Origin of the sequence: Pseudomonas sp. I8001, from assembly GCF_013385345.1 — a bacterium.
In the GTDB taxonomy this organism is placed as follows: Bacteria; Pseudomonadota; Gammaproteobacteria; order Pseudomonadales; family Pseudomonadaceae; genus Aquipseudomonas.
This window is the reverse complement of sequence record NZ_JACAQC010000048.1, coordinates 12,474-28,504: the sequence shown is the minus strand read 5'-3', so window position 1 is coordinate 28,504 and position 16,031 is coordinate 12,474. Positions and strand designations below refer to the sequence as shown.

Sequence of the window (16,031 nt, the reverse complement as noted above, 5' to 3'; positions counted from 1 at the left end):
AAATAACGGATATACACCCAAACCCCAGCCATAAAAAAAGGCACGACCCTCACAGGTCGCACCCTCTTCACAAGCCCAAGAGCTGTCAGCTACCCAAAGCCTTGGAAGCCAACCAGAACAACCCGGCCGAAAGGCCCACAGTCGCCGGCAGCGTCAACACCCAAGCCATCAGAATGGTCTTGACGGTGCCACCTTGCAGCCCGCTCTTGTTCGCCACCATGGTCCCCGCCACACCCGAAGACAACACATGGGTCGTGGAAACCGGCAAGCTGAAGATATTGGCCAAGCCAATCATGCTGGCCGTGGTGATCTGCGCCGACATACCCTGGGCATACGTCATGCCCTGCTTGCCGATCTTCTCACCAATGGTCAGCACCACACGCTTCCAGCCCACCATGGTGCCCAGGCCCAAGGCCAGTGCCACCGCCAGGATCACCCAGAACGGCGCGTACTCGGTGGTCGCCGTCAGGTCCTTGCGCAACTTGTCCAGGTCCGACTTCTCACGCGCATCCAGGCCTGGCAACTTGCCCACCTTCTTCGCGGTGTCATCCAGGCACAACAGATAACGACGCACTTCAATCCGGTGCTCGGCGGTCAACGAATGGTAGTCAGAGACACCTTTCAAGGTCCCCAGCAGGGCGTTGATCGTCGGTTCAGTCTGCTGCGGATTGCACTGGAACTTGCCCGGCAAATCGTCTTTCACGCTTTTGCCCAGGGCCAGGAACTCACCGAGGGTTTCTTGATTGCGTTGGTAGAACTGATTCAAGTGCAGCGTGGCGTCGCGGGTGCGCTCGATCTGGTAAGTGGTGCTGCCCAGGTCCAGTACGAACTGCGCCGGCACGATACCGATCAGTACCAGCATGATCAGGCCAATACCTTTCTGCCCGTCGTTGGAACCGTGCACGAAGCTCACGGCCATCGCCGAAATCACCAGGACCAGGCGGTTCCAGAACGGTGGGTGCTTCTTGTCGTCGAGCTTGCGGCGCTGGTCCGGTGTCTTGTGCATCTTCGACAGCGGGCGCCACCATTTCAGGCCCAGCAGCACCAGGGCGGCTACCACGAAACCAGCCATCGGCGAGAACACCAGCGAAGCGCCGATATCGATCGCTTTCTGCCAGTTGACGCCGTCAGCCAGGGGAATGTCGTTGATCAGGGCGTTGGCCAGGCCGACACCGAGGATCGAACCGATCAGGGTGTGGGAACTGGACGCCGGGATCCCGAAATACCAGGTGCCGAGGTTCCAGGTGATCGCCGCTGCCAATAATGAGAAGACCATGGCCAGACCGTGGCCGGTGTTCACATTGATCAGCAACTCCACCGGCAGCAGGTGCACGATGGCATACGCAACACCGACCCCACCGAGCAACACGCCGAGGAAGTTGAACACCCCGGAGAAGAACACGGCCAGATGCGGAGGCATGGCTTTGGTATAGATGACTGTGGCAACCGCGTTAGCGGTGTCATGAAAGCCATTGATGAACTCGAAGGCGAGGACAAAGGCCAGGGCGAGCAACAGGCTCACTAGAACCCAAGCATCCAGTCCGCTGAATAAATCGATCATGAAGGTTTTCTGACCCGGTCGTAAGGGGGCGCGATTATGCCAGAAAACATCGGTAATCAATGCACTAGCTGCTCATCGGTAACATTCTTCAACGAAAAAAAATGGGGGGGAGGCGTGCATCCCGGTGTTTTCGGGGCTTTGGCAAGTGATTGATTTATATGGAGGATCCATCAAATTCGCGGGATAAAGCGCCGGAAGGGAATAACTGAAACAATCGTATGAAATTTCGCTAAGGCCACATAACGGGCTTCCCTCCACCAGCGTGGTACTGGCAGAGAGATGGCACCTTTGGAAGCTCAACCCGAAACGCTTATGGCTCTTCGGCTTTGAGGTCCTGTTCAATCTTTTGGATTTCCTGGGCAAAGGCCTGGTCGAGCAGGCTGGCTCGTTTGCGCCATGGCTTGCGTTCAGGTTCTGGCTGGGCGGCGTAGGTGGTGACTTCCCCGCCGTAAACATCCTTGTAACGTTGTTCCTGGCGCTCAAGTTCCGCGCGCAGTTCGTCTTTCGTCACATTGTTACCTAATTGAGTTGAGTTTGATTCCGGCGAAACGCGATGCCGGGAAGTCGCCCCCGGTATACCGTCAATCTGAAGATCAGCGTGGAAAGGTATACAGGAAAAACCACTTCTTTATTGCACGCGGCCACGATACCGGAGAAGAGCAGTTGTCGTAGCAACAGTTTTCTTGTCACAGCCACAAGCAGTTGGCAGGCATTCGAAATGTGTGTCAGGTACTTGCGGCGGAGCCTGCACGCAGCCGGTGCACGACTGGGTGAAATCTATCCTCGGGGTCAGGCGAGGCTGGCTCCTGCACAGGATGCATTATAGCCACGCGCTTGAATAACACTATCGCCAACAAGTTAAAAATCGTCAACTTTGTGTGAGGGTTTTGTTACGCAGGTGTGTGGGGTATTTGCTGAACTATTGGCGCCATAAATCGTGCAATGTTCTACAGGCGTTAATCAACCTTAACTTCTCTCGTACATCAGTCGATTCTGAAAGGCACTCAAATGGATGTAGAGGGGTTCCGGCACCGGTCGGCGGTGACAAATTGCGATAATCGAATGACCGTCCGATAATCGCCCAATGTTGGTTGCCCTGCCTTGTGCAGCCATTGCACGGCGGCTTGTAATAGCGGTCACCCTCCCGCAGCGGTTAAAAATAAGAGAAAGGACCCCAAATGAACGATCAATTGCGCAACTCCTTCGCATCAGTGGCGCCGCCGATCGTTGCGTCACCGGCCAAGCGCATCCAGGCGTTTACCGGTGATCCGGATTTCATGACCTCCCTGGCACGCGGCCTGGCCGTGGTGCAGGCATTCCAGGAGCGCAAGCGCCACCTGACCATCGCCCAGATCAGCCACCGCACGGAAATCCCCCGCGCTGCCGTACGCCGTTGCCTGCATACCCTGATCAAACTCGGCTACGCCACCACCGACGGGCGTACCTATTCGCTGTTGCCCAAGGTGCTGACCCTCGGCCACGCTTACCTGTCGTCCACGCCCCTGGCCGTTTCGGCGCAGCCTTACCTGGACCGCATGAGCGAGCAGCTCCACGAGGCGTGCAACATGGCAACCCTGGAAGGTGATGACATCCTCTACATTGCCCGCTCCGCCACCACCCAACGCCTGATTTCCGTCGACCTTTCCGTGGGCGGCCGTCTCCCGGCCTACTGCACCTCCATGGGCCGTATCCTGCTGGCGGCGCTGGATGACGCCTCGCTGCAGGACTACCTCGACCACGCCGACCTGCAAACCAAGACCAGCCGCACCCTCACCACCCCGCAAGCCTTGCTCGAATGCCTGCAGGAAGTGCGGCAACAAGGCTGGTGCATTGTCGACCAGGAACTGGAGCAAGGGCTGCGTTCCATCGCCGTGCCGGTGTACGACGCTTCGGGCCAGGTCCTGGCGGCACTGAACGTCAGCACCCATGCCGGGCGGGTCAGCCGCAGCGAGCTGGAGCAGCGTTTCCTGCCGAGCATGCTCAGTGCCAGCCAGGAGCTGAGTGCGCAGCTGTTTGCGTAAGCTGTTCGGTGACCGCACAGATCCCGGCTGGATGAATTGACGGTGTTTCCCAAGGCTTATTAATGTGCGGCAGCGCTTCAAGGCGCCGCCCCAATAATAATGACGACTCAAGGTCGTTCGCCCGCCCATCGGTGTGGAAATAAAAATAATGAATCAGCCTTCACCTGCTGTCGGTACTTGCCTGGACGTTCAGTCCTTCATCAACGCCCAGCCGCTGTCGCGGTATCAGTGGCGAGTGGTGATCCTGTGTTTTCTCATCGTCTTCCTCGACGGCCTCGACACCGCCGCCATGGGCTTTATCGCCCCGGCGCTGTCCCAGGACTGGGGCATCGACCGCGCCAGCCTCGGCCCGGTGATGAGCGCCGCGTTGATCGGCATGGTCTTCGGCGCCCTGGGCTCCGGCCCACTCGCCGACCGCTTCGGGCGCAAGGTGGTGCTGGTGGGGGCGGTGCTGGTGTTTGGGGCCTTCAGCCTGGCCTCGGCCTACAGCAGCAACGTCGATCAACTGCTGATCCTGCGCTTCCTCACCGGTCTCGGCCTGGGCGCCGGCATGCCGAACGCCACGACACTGCTCTCCGAATACACCCCGGAACGCCATAAGTCGCTGCTGGTGACCAGCATGTTCTGCGGCTTCAACCTGGGCATGGCCGGTGGCGGGTTTATCTCGGCCAAGCTGATCCCGGCGTATGGCTGGCACAGCCTGCTAATGATCGGCGGCCTGTTGCCGCTGATCCTCGCGGTGGTGCTGCTGTTCTGGCTGCCGGAGTCGGCGCGTTACCTGGTGGTGCGCAATCGCGGCACCGACAAGGTGCGCAAGACCCTGGCGCCTATCGAGCCGGGCATCGTCGCCCAGGCCTCGAGCTTCAGCGTGCCCGAACAGAAAACCGTCAAGGCGCGCAACGTGTTCGCGGTGATCTTCTCCGGCACCTACAGCGCCGGCACCTTGCTGTTGTGGCTGACGTATTTCATGGGCCTGGTGATTGTTTACCTGCTGACCAGTTGGCTGCCGACCCTGATGCGCGACAGCGGCGCCAGCATGGAACAGGCCGCGTTTATCGGTGCGTTGTTCCAGTTTGGCGGCGTATTGAGTGCGGTCGGCGTGGGCTGGGCGATGGACCGGTTCAATCCCCACAAGGTCATCGGTACTTTCTATCTGCTGGCCGGGGTGTTTGCCTACGCGGTGGGGCAGAGCCTAGGCAATATCACGCTGCTGGCGACTCTGGTGTTGATTGCCGGCATGTGTGTCAACGGTGCGCAGTCGGCGATGCCGTCGCTGGCCGCACGTTTCTATCCGACCCAGGGCCGCGCCACGGGCGTGTCGTGGATGCTCGGCATCGGCCGCTTTGGCGCGATCCTCGGGGCGTGGATGGGCGCGACCTTGCTGGGCCTGGGCTGGAACTTCGAACAGGTGCTGACCGCCCTGGTGATCCCGGCGGCATTGGCCACCACCGCGGTGGTGATCAAGGGCATGGTCAGCCATGCCGACGCTACCTGAAGCGGACCGATAGCAAGACAACAATCCGTTCGATAATCGAACACTCAGTCGATTATCGGATTGTTTGGCCCCGACCCCCGGCTTAATCTTCAAGCACTTCGGCGCTGCCTCCAGCGCCTTTTTCGATCGATACCGGGAGCCCACCCCATGGCTGAAATCCTTTCGCTGGCTGATGCGGTAAAGCAGTTCGTGAATGACGGCGACACCGTTGCACTCGAAGGCTTTACTCACCTGATTCCTACGGCGGCAGGTCATGAAATCATTCGTCAGGGCAAGAAAGACCTGACGCTGGTGCGCATGACGCCTGACCTGATCTACGACCAGTTGATCGGTGCCGGCTGTGCACGCAAGCTGATTTTCTCCTGGGGCGGCAACCCGGGCGTGGGTTCCCTGCATCGCCTGCGGGACGCCGTTGAAAAGCAATGGCCGCAACCGCTGGAGATCGAAGAGCACAGCCACGCCGACCTGGCCAATGCCTACGTCGCCGGTGCCTCCGGCCTGCCATTCGCGGTGTTGCGCGCCTACGCCGGCTCCGACCTGCCCAAGGTCAACCCGCTGATCAAGACCGTGACCTGCCCCTTCACCGGTGAAGTACTGGCGGCCGTGCCGTCGGTGCGCCCGGACATCACCGTGATCCACGCGCAAAAGGCTGACCGCAAGGGCAACGTGCTGCTGTGGGGCATCCTCGGGGTGCAGAAGGAAGCGGCCCTGGCGGCCAAGCGCTGCATCGTTACCGTTGAAGAAATCGTCGACGACCTCAACGCGCCGATGAACGCCTGCGTGCTGCCGACCTGGGCCCTTACTGCCGTGTGCCATGTGCCGGGTGGCGCGCATCCGTCCTACGCTCACGGTTACACCGAACGTGACAACCGTTTCTACCAGGCCTGGGACCCCATCGCCCGGGACCGTGAGACGTTTACTGCGTGGATCAACGAATACATCCACGGCACCGCCAATTTCAGTGAATTCCAGGCCAAGCTGGCCACCGCGCAGGAGGCCAAATAATGGCTTACTCGACCAACGAAATGATGACCGTCGCCGCCGCGCGCCGCCTGAAGAACGGTTCGGTGTGCTTCGTCGGCATCGGCCTTCCCTCCAAGGCTGCCAACCTAGCGCGCCTGACATCGTCGCCGGATGTGGTGCTGATTTACGAGTCCGGCCCGATTGGCGCCAAGCCTTCGGTGCTGCCGCTGTCCATCGGTGACGGCGAGCTGGCTGAAACCGCTGACACCGTGGTGCCGACCGGTGAGATTTTTCGCTACTGGCTGCAGGGCGGTCGCATTGACGTCGGCTTCCTCGGCGCGGCCCAGGTCGACCGTTTCGGCAATATCAACACCACCGTGGTCGGTGACTACCACCAGCCCAAAGTGCGCCTGCCAGGTGCCGGTGGCGCACCGGAGATCGCCGGCTCCGCGAAGAGCGTGCTGATCATCCTCAAGCAGTCGGCCCGCTCGTTTGTCGACAAGCTGGACTTCATCACTTCGGTCGGCCACGGCGAAGGCGGTGACTCGCGCAAACGCCTGGGTCTGCCAGGCGCCGGTCCTGTAGGGATTATTACCGACCTGTGCATCATGGAGCCGGAGGAGGGCAGCCACGAATTTGTCGTCACCGCCCTGCACCCCGGCGTGACCCGTGAGCAAGTAGTGGCCGCCACCGGTTGGGCGATTCGTTTTGCCGACCAGGTGACCACCAGCGCCGAACCCACCGAGATTGAACTGACTGCCCTGCGCGACCTTGAGGCACGCACCGCTGCCGCCCACGGCCAAGCCCCCGGAGAAGCCTGATGCGCGACGTATTTATCTGTGACGCCATTCGTACCCCCATCGGCCGTTTTGGCGGTGGCTTGTCCACCGTGCGCGCCGATGACCTCGCGGCACTGCCGATCAAGGCCTTGATGGAGCGCAACCCGTCGGTGGAGTGGAGCGCGGTGGACGAAGTGTTCCTCGGCTGCGCCAACCAGGCCGGCGAAGACAACCGCAACGTGGCGCGCATGGCGGCATTGTTGGCGGGCCTTCCGGAGAGCATTCCCGGCGTTACCCTGAACCGCCTGTGCGCTTCGGGCATGGACGCGATCGGCACGGCCTTCCGCGCCATCGCCAGCGGCGAGATGGAACTGGCGATTGCCGGTGGCGTCGAGTCGATGTCCCGCGCGCCGTTCGTGATGGGCAAGGCCGATGCGGCGTTCTCGCGCAACATGAAGCTGGAAGACACCACCATCGGCTGGCGCTTTATCAATCCGTTGATGAAGGCCCAGTACGGCGTCGACCCGATGCCGCAAACCGCTGACAACGTGGCCGACGACTATAAAATCTCCCGCGCCGACCAGGACGCCTTCGCCCTGCGCAGCCAGCAACGTACGGCCGCTGCACAGGCCGCCGGTTTCTTCGCCGAAGAAATCGTACCGGTGCGTGTCGCCCACAAAAAAGGCGAAACCGTGGTGGAGCACGACGAGCATCCGCGGGCCGATACCACCCTGGAAGCCCTGACCAAACTCAAGCCGGTCAACGGCCCGGACAAGACCGTCACCGCAGGCAACGCCTCTGGTGTGAACGATGGTGCCGCCGCGCTGATTCTGGCCTCTGCTGAAGCCGTCAAAAAACACGGCCTGACCGCCCGCGCCCGGGTGCTGGGCATGGCCAGCGCCGGTGTGGCGCCGCGTGTGATGGGCATCGGCCCGGTGCCGGCGGTGCGCAAACTGGTGGAGCGCCTGGGCCTGGCGGTAACTGATTTCGATGTGATCGAACTCAACGAAGCCTTCGCCAGCCAGGGCCTGGCCGTGCTGCGTGAACTGGGGATTGCCGACGACGCACCGCAGGTCAACCCGAACGGCGGCGCGATTGCCCTTGGCCATCCGCTGGGCATGAGCGGTGCGCGCCTGGTACTGACCGCGCTGCATCAGCTGGAAAAAACCGGTGGCAGCAAAGGCCTGGCGACCATGTGCGTCGGTGTGGGCCAAGGCCTGGCCCTGGCAATCGAACGCGTTTGAGACCCACAAGAATAAAGAGGATTGCTCCATGAGTGACAAGCCCGGATACCGGCGCCCGCAAGCGGGTACTCAGCCTGATTACCTGCACCCGGCCTACCAGTCGACGAACCTGCGTTCGCCGTCCAAGCCGTTGGTGTTCCTGCCCCATTCCCTGTCGGAAATCACCGGCCCGACCATCGGCGCCGAGCGCGTCAACGAGAAGGACAACGACCTGACCGCCCAGCACGAAGGCGAGCCCCAGGGCGAACGCATCATCATTCACGGGCGCGTGCTGGATGAAAACGGCCTGCCCGTTCCCGGCATCCTCGTGGAAATCTGGCAGGCCAACGCTGCCGGCCGCTACAACCACAAGCGCGACCAGCACGACGCACCGCTGGACCCGAACTTCACCGGCACCGGGCGTACCGTCACCGACGCCGACGGCTGGTACCAGTTCCAGACCATCAAGCCCGGCGCCTACCCGTGGGGCAATCACCACAACGCGTGGCGCCCGGCGCACATCCACTTCTCGCTGTTCGGCCCGAGTGTGCTGACGCGGTTGGTGACGCAGATGTATTTCCCCGGTGACCCGCTGCTGGCCTATGACCCGATCTACAACTGCGTCCCGGACACGTCGGCCAAGGAGCGCCTGATCGCCTCGTTCGATCTGGAAAAAACCATTCCGCACTATGCCCTCGGCTACCGCTGGGACATCGTCCTGCGCGGCCGCGACGCCACGCCGATGGAGAAATGAGATGAGCCTCAACGCGACTACTTCCCACACCGTCGGGCCGTATTACCACATTGGCCTGACCTGGCTGAACCGCGAAGACCTGACCGTTGCGGCCACCCTCGGCGAGCGCGTGGCGATCACCGGGCAGGTGGTGGATGGCAATGGCGATGTGGTCAACGACGCCATGCTGGAAGTCTGGCAGGCCAATGCGGCCGGCAAGTACGACCATCCCGAGGATGAGCAGGACAAACCGGTGGACCCGAACTTCGAAGGCTTTGGCCGGGTGCCGGTGGACGCTGAAGGGCGTTTTCGCTTTACCACCATCAAGCCGGGCAGTGTGCCGGGGTTGAAGGGCACGACCCAGGCGCCGCACCTGGTGGTGCTGGTGTTTGCCCGTGGGCTGGTGAAGCACCTGCTGACGCGGATTTACTTTGACGGTGAAGCGGCGAATGGGGATGACGCGCTGCTGGCGTGTGTGCCGCAGGAGCGCCGCCGCACGTTGATCGCCAAGGCGGATGCTGCGGGTGTGTATCAGTGGAATGTGATTTTGCAGGGCACAGACGAAGAGACGGTGTTCTTCGATTATTGAGTGGGCTGCGGATCTATAGCAGGCAAGCCAGCTCCCACAGGGGAATGCATTCCAAATGTGGGAGCCGGGCTTGCCCGCGATGAGGCCGGCCCAGGCAACAAATATCCAAAAGTCTGCTTGCGGAACATGGTTGTTGCAAAGTATGTCTAGGCTATAACCGTTCCCACTGAGTGAAAAAACATGACAACAAAAACCAGCCACTACACCGGAGAAGAACGCAGCAAAAGGATTTTTGCGATTGTCGGTGCCTCTTCCGGCAACCTCGTCGAATGGTTCGACTTCTACGTCTATGCCTTCTGCGCCATCTATTTCGCCCCGGCGTTTTTCCCGTCGGACGACCCCACCGTGCAACTGCTGAACACCGCCGGCGTGTTCGCCGCCGGCTTCCTGATGCGCCCTATCGGCGGCTGGCTGTTCGGCCGGGTGGCGGATAAACACGGTCGCAAGAATTCCATGATGATCTCGGTGCTGATGATGTGCGCCGGTTCCCTGGTCATCGCCTTTTTGCCCACCTACAAAGACATCGGCGCCTGGGCCCCGGCCCTGCTGTTGGTCGCCCGGTTGTTCCAGGGCCTGTCGGTCGGCGGCGAATACGGCACCACCGCCACCTACATGAGTGAAGTCGCCCTCAAGGGCCAGCGCGGGTTCTTCGCCTCGTTCCAGTACGTGACCCTGATCGGCGGGCAACTGCTGGCGGTGTTGGTGGTGGTGATCCTGCAACAGATCCTCACCGAAGAAGAACTGCGGGCCTGGGGCTGGCGCATTCCGTTTGTGATCGGCGCCATTGCGGCGGTGATCTCGCTGTTGCTGCGTCGCACCCTGAAAGAAACCACCAGCAAGGAAATGCGTGAAGACAAGGACGCCGGCAGCATTGCCGCGCTGTTCCGCGATCACAAGGCGGCGTTTATCACCGTGCTCGGCTACACCGCCGGCGGCTCGCTGATTTTCTACACGTTCACCACCTACATGCAGAAGTACCTGGTGAACACCGCCGGGATGCACGCCAAGACCGCCAGCTACATCATGACCGGCGCGCTGTTCTTCTACATGTGCATGCAGCCGGTGTTCGGCATGCTGGCGGACAAGATTGGCCGCCGTAACTCGATGCTGTGGTTCGGCGCCCTGGGCACGCTGTGCACTGTACCAATCCTGTTGACCCTGAAAACCGTCAGCAGCCCGTTCCTGGCTTTTGTGCTGATCACCCTGGCCCTGGCCATCGTGAGCTTCTACACCTCCATCAGCGGCCTGGTGAAAGCCGAAATGTTCCCGCCACAAGTACGCGCACTGGGCGTGGGCCTGGCGTATGCGGTGGCGAACGCGATCTTCGGCGGTTCGGCGGAATATGTGGCCTTGGGGCTCAAGTCCATGGGCATGGAGAACACCTTCTACTGGTACGTCACGGCGATGATGGCGGTGGCGTTCCTGTTCAGCTTGCGCCTGCCCAAAGAGGCGGCGTATTTGCACCACGATCTGTAACCGGCTGGCGCATGCCCGTTGCCGGGTATGCGCCACCTAGGGATGTGTTATGACGATGCGCACGAGCAACCAACTGTTCGACGCCTACTTCACCGCCAACGGCATGGCCGAAGTGTTCTGCGACCAGGGGCGTTTGCAGGGCATGCTGGATTTCGAAGCGGCGCTGGCCCGGGCTGAGGCTCAGGTCGGGTTGATCCCGCAAGCGGCCGTCGCGCCCATTGCCCAGGCCTGCCTGGCTTCTCTCTACGACGTAGATGCCCTCGGCGACGCCATCGCCACCGCAGGCAACTCTGCGATTCCGTTGGTCAAGGCCCTCGGCAAGTTGATCGCCAGCGAAGATGCCGGCGCCGAACGTTATGTGCATCTGGGCGCTACCAGCCAGGATGTGATGGACACCGGCCTGGTGCTGCAACTGCGCAGTGCGGTCGAGCTGATCGAACATGATCTGGCGCGGTTGGGGGACATTCTTGCCGCCCAGGCCCAGCGTTACGGGACAACTCCTTTGGCGGGCCGGACCTGGCTGCAGCATGCAACGCCGGTCACGCTGGGCATGAAGATCGCCGGCTGGCTCGGCGCAGTCACCCGCAACCGGCAGCGCCTCAGTGAGCTCAAGCCGCGTTTGCTGGTGCTGCAATTTGGCGGTGCGTCCGGAACCCTGGCGGCCCTCGGCGAACAGGCGATGCCGTTGGCGCAAGCACTGGCCGCCGAGTTGCAGTTGGGCCTGCCGGAGCAACCCTGGCACACCCAGCGCGACCGCCTGGTGGAGTTTGCCTCGGTGCTCGGTTTGATCGCTGGCAGCCTCGGCAAGCTGGGCCGCGACATCAGCCTGCTGATGCAGACCGAAGCGGCGGAAGTGTTTGAGCCGTCGGCCCCCGGCAAGGGCGGCTCTTCGACCATGCCCCACAAGCGCAACCCGGTGGGCGCTGCCGTGCTGATCAGCGCTGCCACGCGAGTGCCCGGCCTGGTGGCAACGATGTTCAGCGCGATGCCCCAGGAACACGAACGCAGCCTGGGCCTGTGGCACGCCGAATGGGAAACCCTGCCGGAGATTTGCCGGCTGGTATCCGGTGCATTGCATCAGGCGCTGCTGGTCAGCGAAGGCCTGGAAGTCGACCCCCGGCGCATGGTCCAAAACCTTGATCTGACCCAGGGCCTGGTACTGGCCGAAGCGGTCAGCATCGTCCTCGCCCAGCGCCTGGGCCGCGAAACCGCGCACCATCTGCTGGAACAATGCTGCAAACGCGCCGTCGCCGACGGGCGCCACCTGCGGGCGGTGCTGGGGGATGAACCCCAAGTGACTGCCGAGCTTTCGGCGGCCGAACTCGATCGCCTGCTGGACCCGGCGCACTACCTGGGCCAGGCGCACACCTGGGTCACCCGGGCCGTGGCCGAACATTTTGCTTTGACTGCCTGAGGAGGCTGCTGTGGGATTTGTACAACTCGCCGATGGCGAACTGAACTACCAACTCGATGGCCCCGAAGATGCACCGGTACTGGTGCTGTCCAACTCCCTGGGCACCGACCTGCATATGTGGGACATCCAGATCGAGGCGTTCACCCAGTACTTCCGGGTGCTGCGTTTCGACACCCGCGGCCATGGCAAGTCGCTGGTCACCGAAGGCCCCTACAGCATCGAGCAGTTGGGCCGTGACGTGTTGGCGCTGCTGGATGCGTTGCAGATCGAGCGCGCGCATTTCTGCGGGTTGTCCATGGGCGGCCTGATCGGCCAGTGGCTGGGGATCAACGCGGGTGAGCGTTTGCGCCGGCTGGTGGTGTGCAACACCGCCGCGAAGATCGGCACGCCGGAGATCTGGAACCCGCGGATCGAGATGGTCCTGCGCGACGGTGCGGCCGCGATGGTTGCCCTGCGTGATGCGTCAATTGCCCGCTGGTTCACCGCCGACTTCGCCGAGGCTCATCCTGACCAGGCCAAGCTGATCACCGATATGCTGGCGGCGACTGATCCCCAGGGTTATGCCGCAAACTGCGCGGCCGTGCGCGACGCGGATTTCCGCGAGCAACTGGCGTCGATCAAGGTGCCGACCCTGGTGATCGCAGGCAGCGAAGATGCGGTGACGCCGCCGGCGGGTGGGCACTTTATCCAGGCGCATGTGCAGGGCGCCGAGTATGCCGAGTTCTATGCCGCGCACTTGTCCAACGTGCAAGCCGGTGCGGTGTTCAGCGACCGTGTGCTGGAATTTCTGCTATCGCGCTGAGTATCGCTGAACCCTGTGGCGAGGGAGCTTGCTCCCGTTGGGCTGCGTAGCAGCCCCTGAGCAGCCGCAACCCAACTATTTGTAAAACCCTGCAGCGGCCTCACTGGGGTCGCTGCGCGACCCAACGGGAGCAAGCTCCCTCGCCACAGGTATGTGCCTGTCGTCACCGTTGCATGAGGAGCGTTTTGTGGACGAGAAACAACGTTATGCCGAAGGCCTGCAAGTGCGCCGCGAAGTGCTGGGCGACGCCCACGTCGACCGCAGCCTCAACGCCCTGACCGAGTTCAACAGCGAGTTCCAGGAAATGATCACCCGCCATGCCTGGGGTGATATCTGGACCCGCCCGGGGCTGCCGCGGCATACCCGCAGCCTGATCACCATCGCCATGCTCATCGGCATGAACCGCAGCGAAGAGCTGAAGCTGCACCTGCGCGCCGCCGCGAGCAACGGTGTGACCCGCGCCGAGATCAAGGAAGTGCTGATGCAGAGCGCGATCTATTGCGGGATCCCGGCGGCGAATGCGACGTTTCACTTGGCCGAGTCGGTGTGGGATGAGTTGGGGGTAGAGTCGCGCGCCTAGTGCGAGTCAGCGTCCCACACCCAATTCCACACACCTGGCAGGTGCACGACTTCGTCGGCGCTTTTTACCGTGCGGGCCATGGCGGCTCGCTGCAAGGTTGCCCGGTCGGTGTAGAAAGGCTGTGTGGCGAGGGGCACGCCATTGATATGGGCGCTGTCCAGCAGGATTTGCAGGTATTCCTTCAAGTGCCAGGCGGTGTAGCGGTTGATATCGTGGAAGGTCACCACCACCGGGATCACGCCGTCCACCGTCGGTAATTCGCCTTTGGCGATGCGCTCGCGTACCACAGAGAGTTGGCGTATCAGGTTTTCCCGTCGACGCGGGCTGCCGTTGAACACCCAGATCACCCCATCGTTTGCACTCAGGTCGGTCAGCAACACATGCATGCCGTGTTGCTGATAGGCGGCGAAGGTGCGCTTGTCGTAGTTCCAGAACGGCGGGCGTACCAGTGTGGGCGGTTGGCCGGTGATGGAGGTGAGGGTCGACGAACCCAGGCTGAGGTAGTGCTCCAGTTCAGCCGGATTCTGCAAGCGATGGTTGCTGTGCCACGGGGTCGCGGTGTGGAAGCCCAGGATATGGCCGGCCGCGTATTCGCGCTCCATGGTCTTGTAGCCCCGCGGGTTGCCGCCGGAGCGGGGCGCCTCGGTCTGCAGGAAGAACACCGCCTTGATCCCCGGCTGTATCGGGTTGTTCGCCAGGTCCGCCATCACCGAACGGCTGGGGTTCATGAAGCCCGAGGCGCTGGGGCCGTCATCGAAGGTCAGCAAAAAGCGGATCGGCGCCTCGGTTTTCAGGCGTTGTTCGGTTTGCGGTGTCAGCGCCAGGGGCGGGCCGATGCAACCGCTGAGGCTCAGGGCCAGGGCTAGTGCGGCCGATACGGTGGCGAAGTGTTTCATGGCGGACTCGAATGACATTGGCTGCTGGGGCGGGTCATCCATGACACGCGCGCACCATACAACAAGACTGTCGAGGCTTTACAGCAGGCTTATCGGGTAACTGACGATCAACCGGTTTTCATCAAACTCGTTGTTGTTGTAGTCCCGGCGCATGCTGGAGTTACGCCAGCGCACATTGAGATTCTTCAGCGCTCCGCTCTGCACCACGTAGGCCACTTCACTTTCCCGTCCCCATTCCTTGCCATCGGTCACTGTGCCGCTGTGTACGTTGCTGCCACTGATGTAGCGGTTCATCAGCGTGAGGCCCGGAATACCCAGGGCGGCGAAGTTATAGTCATGGCGTACCTGCCAGGATTTTTCCTGGGCGTTGTCGTAGCTGGCGTTGTAGCTGTCGTTGGCCAGGGTGCCGCCGCTGGTGCCGTTGACGCGCATCCAGGCGCTGTTGCCGGTGAGTTTTTGCAGGCCGACGTAGAACGTGTTGCCGCCGTATCGGGCCGAGAACAGTCCGGACCAGGTCTTGTTATCGAGGTCTCCGGCGCGGGCGCTGCCGTCGTCCTTGCCATAGAAGAACCCGAGGTTGGCGCCCAGGGTCCAGTCGCCCACCGGTTGGCTGTGGATCAGGTTGAGGTATTGCTGGCTGTAGATGTCCTTGAGTTGGGCGTTCCACACACCGACCTGGGTGCGTTTGTCGTTGAAGGCATATTCGCCGCCCTGGAAGTTGAAGCGGTCGGAGGTGAACGCGGTTTTCCCGAACATGGACATGTCGGTCATGCTGCTGTCGTCCCGTGGGCTGTTGGCGCGGAACTGGCCGCCGTACAGGGTCAGGCCGTCGATTTCCTTGGAGGTGATTTGCCCGCCGCGCAGGGTTTGCGGGAGCGAGCGGCCATCGTCCGACCGCAGGATCGGCAGCACCGGCATCCATTCGCCGACTTTCACTTCTGTCTTTGAAACCCGTGCCTTGAACGCCACGCCCAGACGCCCGAATTCATCCGCCGGGCGGCCATCGTGGTCCAGCGGCAACAGCTGGGTGCCACCCGTGCCGCGTCCGCCATCGAGCTTCAATGAGTACAGGCCCAGTACATCCACGCCGAAACCGACGGTGCCCTGGGTGAAGCCGGATTTGGCGTCGAGGATGAAGCTTTGCGTCCACTCCTGTGCGCCGCCCTGGGTCTTGCTGGGGTTGGTGTAGTTGCGGTTGAAGAAGAAATTACGCAGGTTGAGGTTGGCGCTGGCGTCTTCCAGGAAGCCGTGTTCTTCAGCGACAACGGGGAGGGCAATGCTGGCGACAGCGGTTGCCAGCAAAAGCCGGCGCGGGTCGAAAGTGCTCATGGTGTCAGACCTGTTGTTATTGGGGTTATGCAGGTGGCGGCCATGGTGCGGGGCGGTGCGGGGGCGATGAAAGTGGGGGAGAGCGGGTTGTGGGCGATGATCGAACGCAAAGTCATGGGCGTAAAAAAACCGCTTCCTGGGCGGGAAGCGGTTTTTGTCTACTGCGCCAC

At 62.0% G+C, this 16,031-nt stretch carries 15 protein-coding genes; 11 read left to right on the top strand and 4 right to left on the bottom strand.

The features are described 5' to 3' along the window. Positions 1-85 precede the first annotated feature (85 nt). A complete protein-coding gene (locus tag HX839_RS26850; protein WP_003219836.1) occupies positions 86-1,561 on the bottom strand; it encodes an inorganic phosphate transporter in 1,476 nt (491 codons plus the stop codon). Between the two features lie 310 nt (positions 1,562-1,871). Further along, positions 1,872-2,072, bottom strand: a complete 201-nt coding sequence (locus tag HX839_RS26845) for a hypothetical protein (protein WP_003219834.1) — start codon at positions 2,070-2,072, stop codon at positions 1,872-1,874. A gap of 667 nt (positions 2,073-2,739) precedes the next feature. On the opposite strand from HX839_RS26845, the gene pcaR reads away from it, so the two are divergent. The 11 genes from pcaR (at position 2,740) to pcaC (ending at position 13,636) form a co-directional block, all read left to right on the top strand. Continuing rightward, a complete protein-coding gene (gene pcaR, locus HX839_RS26840; RefSeq protein WP_003219833.1) occupies positions 2,740-3,582 on the top strand; it encodes a pca regulon transcriptional regulator PcaR in 843 nt (280 codons plus the stop codon). Between the two features lie 148 nt (positions 3,583-3,730). Further along, positions 3,731-5,077: an MFS transporter gene (locus HX839_RS26835; protein WP_003219832.1), complete on the top strand. Its 1,347-nt coding sequence runs from the start codon at positions 3,731-3,733 to the stop codon at positions 5,075-5,077. Positions 5,078-5,224: 147 nt separating this feature from the next. Further along, positions 5,225-6,082 (top strand): CoA transferase subunit A, encoded by an 858-nt coding sequence (locus HX839_RS26830; RefSeq protein WP_003219830.1) that lies wholly within the window; start codon positions 5,225-5,227, stop codon positions 6,080-6,082. Further along, positions 6,079-6,861 (top strand): CoA-transferase subunit beta, encoded by a 783-nt coding sequence (locus HX839_RS26825; RefSeq protein WP_172834582.1) that lies wholly within the window; start codon positions 6,079-6,081, stop codon positions 6,859-6,861. Before HX839_RS26830 ends, HX839_RS26825 begins: the two co-directional genes overlap by 4 nt. After that, complete coding sequence (gene pcaF, locus HX839_RS26820) at positions 6,858-8,063, top strand: 3-oxoadipyl-CoA thiolase (protein ID WP_177067970.1); 1,206 nt, start codon at positions 6,858-6,860, stop codon at positions 8,061-8,063. The genes HX839_RS26825 and pcaF overlap by 4 nt, the downstream gene beginning before the upstream one ends. Before the next feature lie 28 nt (positions 8,064-8,091). Further along, positions 8,092-8,796, top strand: a complete 705-nt coding sequence (pcaH, locus tag HX839_RS26815) for a protocatechuate 3,4-dioxygenase subunit beta (protein WP_003219824.1) — start codon at positions 8,092-8,094, stop codon at positions 8,794-8,796. A gap of 1 nt (position 8,797) precedes the next feature. Continuing rightward, positions 8,798-9,364 (top strand): protocatechuate 3,4-dioxygenase subunit alpha, encoded by a 567-nt coding sequence (gene pcaG / locus HX839_RS26810; RefSeq protein WP_003219820.1) that lies wholly within the window; start codon positions 8,798-8,800, stop codon positions 9,362-9,364. 180 nt (positions 9,365-9,544) lie between these two features. Next, positions 9,545-10,840, top strand: coding sequence for an MFS family transporter (locus HX839_RS26805; RefSeq protein ID WP_003219818.1), 1,296 nt, complete (start codon positions 9,545-9,547; stop codon positions 10,838-10,840). 49 nt (positions 10,841-10,889) lie between these two features. After that, a complete protein-coding gene (locus HX839_RS26800; RefSeq protein WP_177067969.1) occupies positions 10,890-12,254 on the top strand; it encodes a 3-carboxy-cis,cis-muconate cycloisomerase in 1,365 nt (454 codons plus the stop codon). A gap of 10 nt (positions 12,255-12,264) precedes the next feature. After that, positions 12,265-13,056, top strand: coding sequence for a 3-oxoadipate enol-lactonase (gene pcaD, locus HX839_RS26795; RefSeq protein ID WP_177041982.1), 792 nt, complete (start codon positions 12,265-12,267; stop codon positions 13,054-13,056). Between the two features lie 187 nt (positions 13,057-13,243). Next, positions 13,244-13,636, top strand: a complete 393-nt coding sequence (gene pcaC / locus HX839_RS26790; protein ID WP_003219813.1) for a 4-carboxymuconolactone decarboxylase — start codon at positions 13,244-13,246, stop codon at positions 13,634-13,636. On the opposite strand, the gene HX839_RS26785 is transcribed toward pcaC, so the two are convergent. Next, positions 13,633-14,532: a polysaccharide deacetylase family protein gene (locus HX839_RS26785; protein ID WP_166742188.1), complete on the bottom strand. Its 900-nt coding sequence runs from the start codon at positions 14,530-14,532 to the stop codon at positions 13,633-13,635. The two genes, pcaC and HX839_RS26785, sit on opposite strands and share 4 nt — an antisense overlap. A gap of 78 nt (positions 14,533-14,610) precedes the next feature. Further along, complete coding sequence (locus HX839_RS26780; RefSeq protein WP_102368263.1) at positions 14,611-15,861, bottom strand: OprD family porin; 1,251 nt, start codon at positions 15,859-15,861, stop codon at positions 14,611-14,613. Between the last annotated feature and the right edge of the window lie 170 nt (positions 15,862-16,031).

Excerpts from the sequence above, each read along its gene's own strand:
- HX839_RS26850 (WP_003219836.1), bottom strand. The coding sequence starts at position 1,561 with ATGATCGATTTATTCAGCGGACTGGATGCTTGGGTTCTAGTGAGCCTG.
- pcaR (WP_003219833.1), top strand. The coding sequence starts at position 2,740 with ATGAACGATCAATTGCGCAACTCCTTCGCATCAGTGGCGCCGCCGATC.
- HX839_RS26835 (WP_003219832.1), top strand. The coding sequence starts at position 3,731 with ATGAATCAGCCTTCACCTGCTGTCGGTACTTGCCTGGACGTTCAGTCC.
- HX839_RS26830 (WP_003219830.1), top strand. The coding sequence starts at position 5,225 with ATGGCTGAAATCCTTTCGCTGGCTGATGCGGTAAAGCAGTTCGTGAAT.
- pcaH (WP_003219824.1), top strand. The coding sequence starts at position 8,092 with ATGAGTGACAAGCCCGGATACCGGCGCCCGCAAGCGGGTACTCAGCCT.
- pcaG (WP_003219820.1), top strand. The coding sequence starts at position 8,798 with ATGAGCCTCAACGCGACTACTTCCCACACCGTCGGGCCGTATTACCAC.
- HX839_RS26805 (WP_003219818.1), top strand. The coding sequence starts at position 9,545 with ATGACAACAAAAACCAGCCACTACACCGGAGAAGAACGCAGCAAAAGG.
- HX839_RS26800 (WP_177067969.1), top strand. The coding sequence starts at position 10,890 with ATGACGATGCGCACGAGCAACCAACTGTTCGACGCCTACTTCACCGCC.
- HX839_RS26785 (WP_166742188.1), bottom strand. The coding sequence starts at position 14,532 with ATGAAACACTTCGCCACCGTATCGGCCGCACTAGCCCTGGCCCTGAGC.
- HX839_RS26780 (WP_102368263.1), bottom strand. The coding sequence starts at position 15,861 with ATGAGCACTTTCGACCCGCGCCGGCTTTTGCTGGCAACCGCTGTCGCC.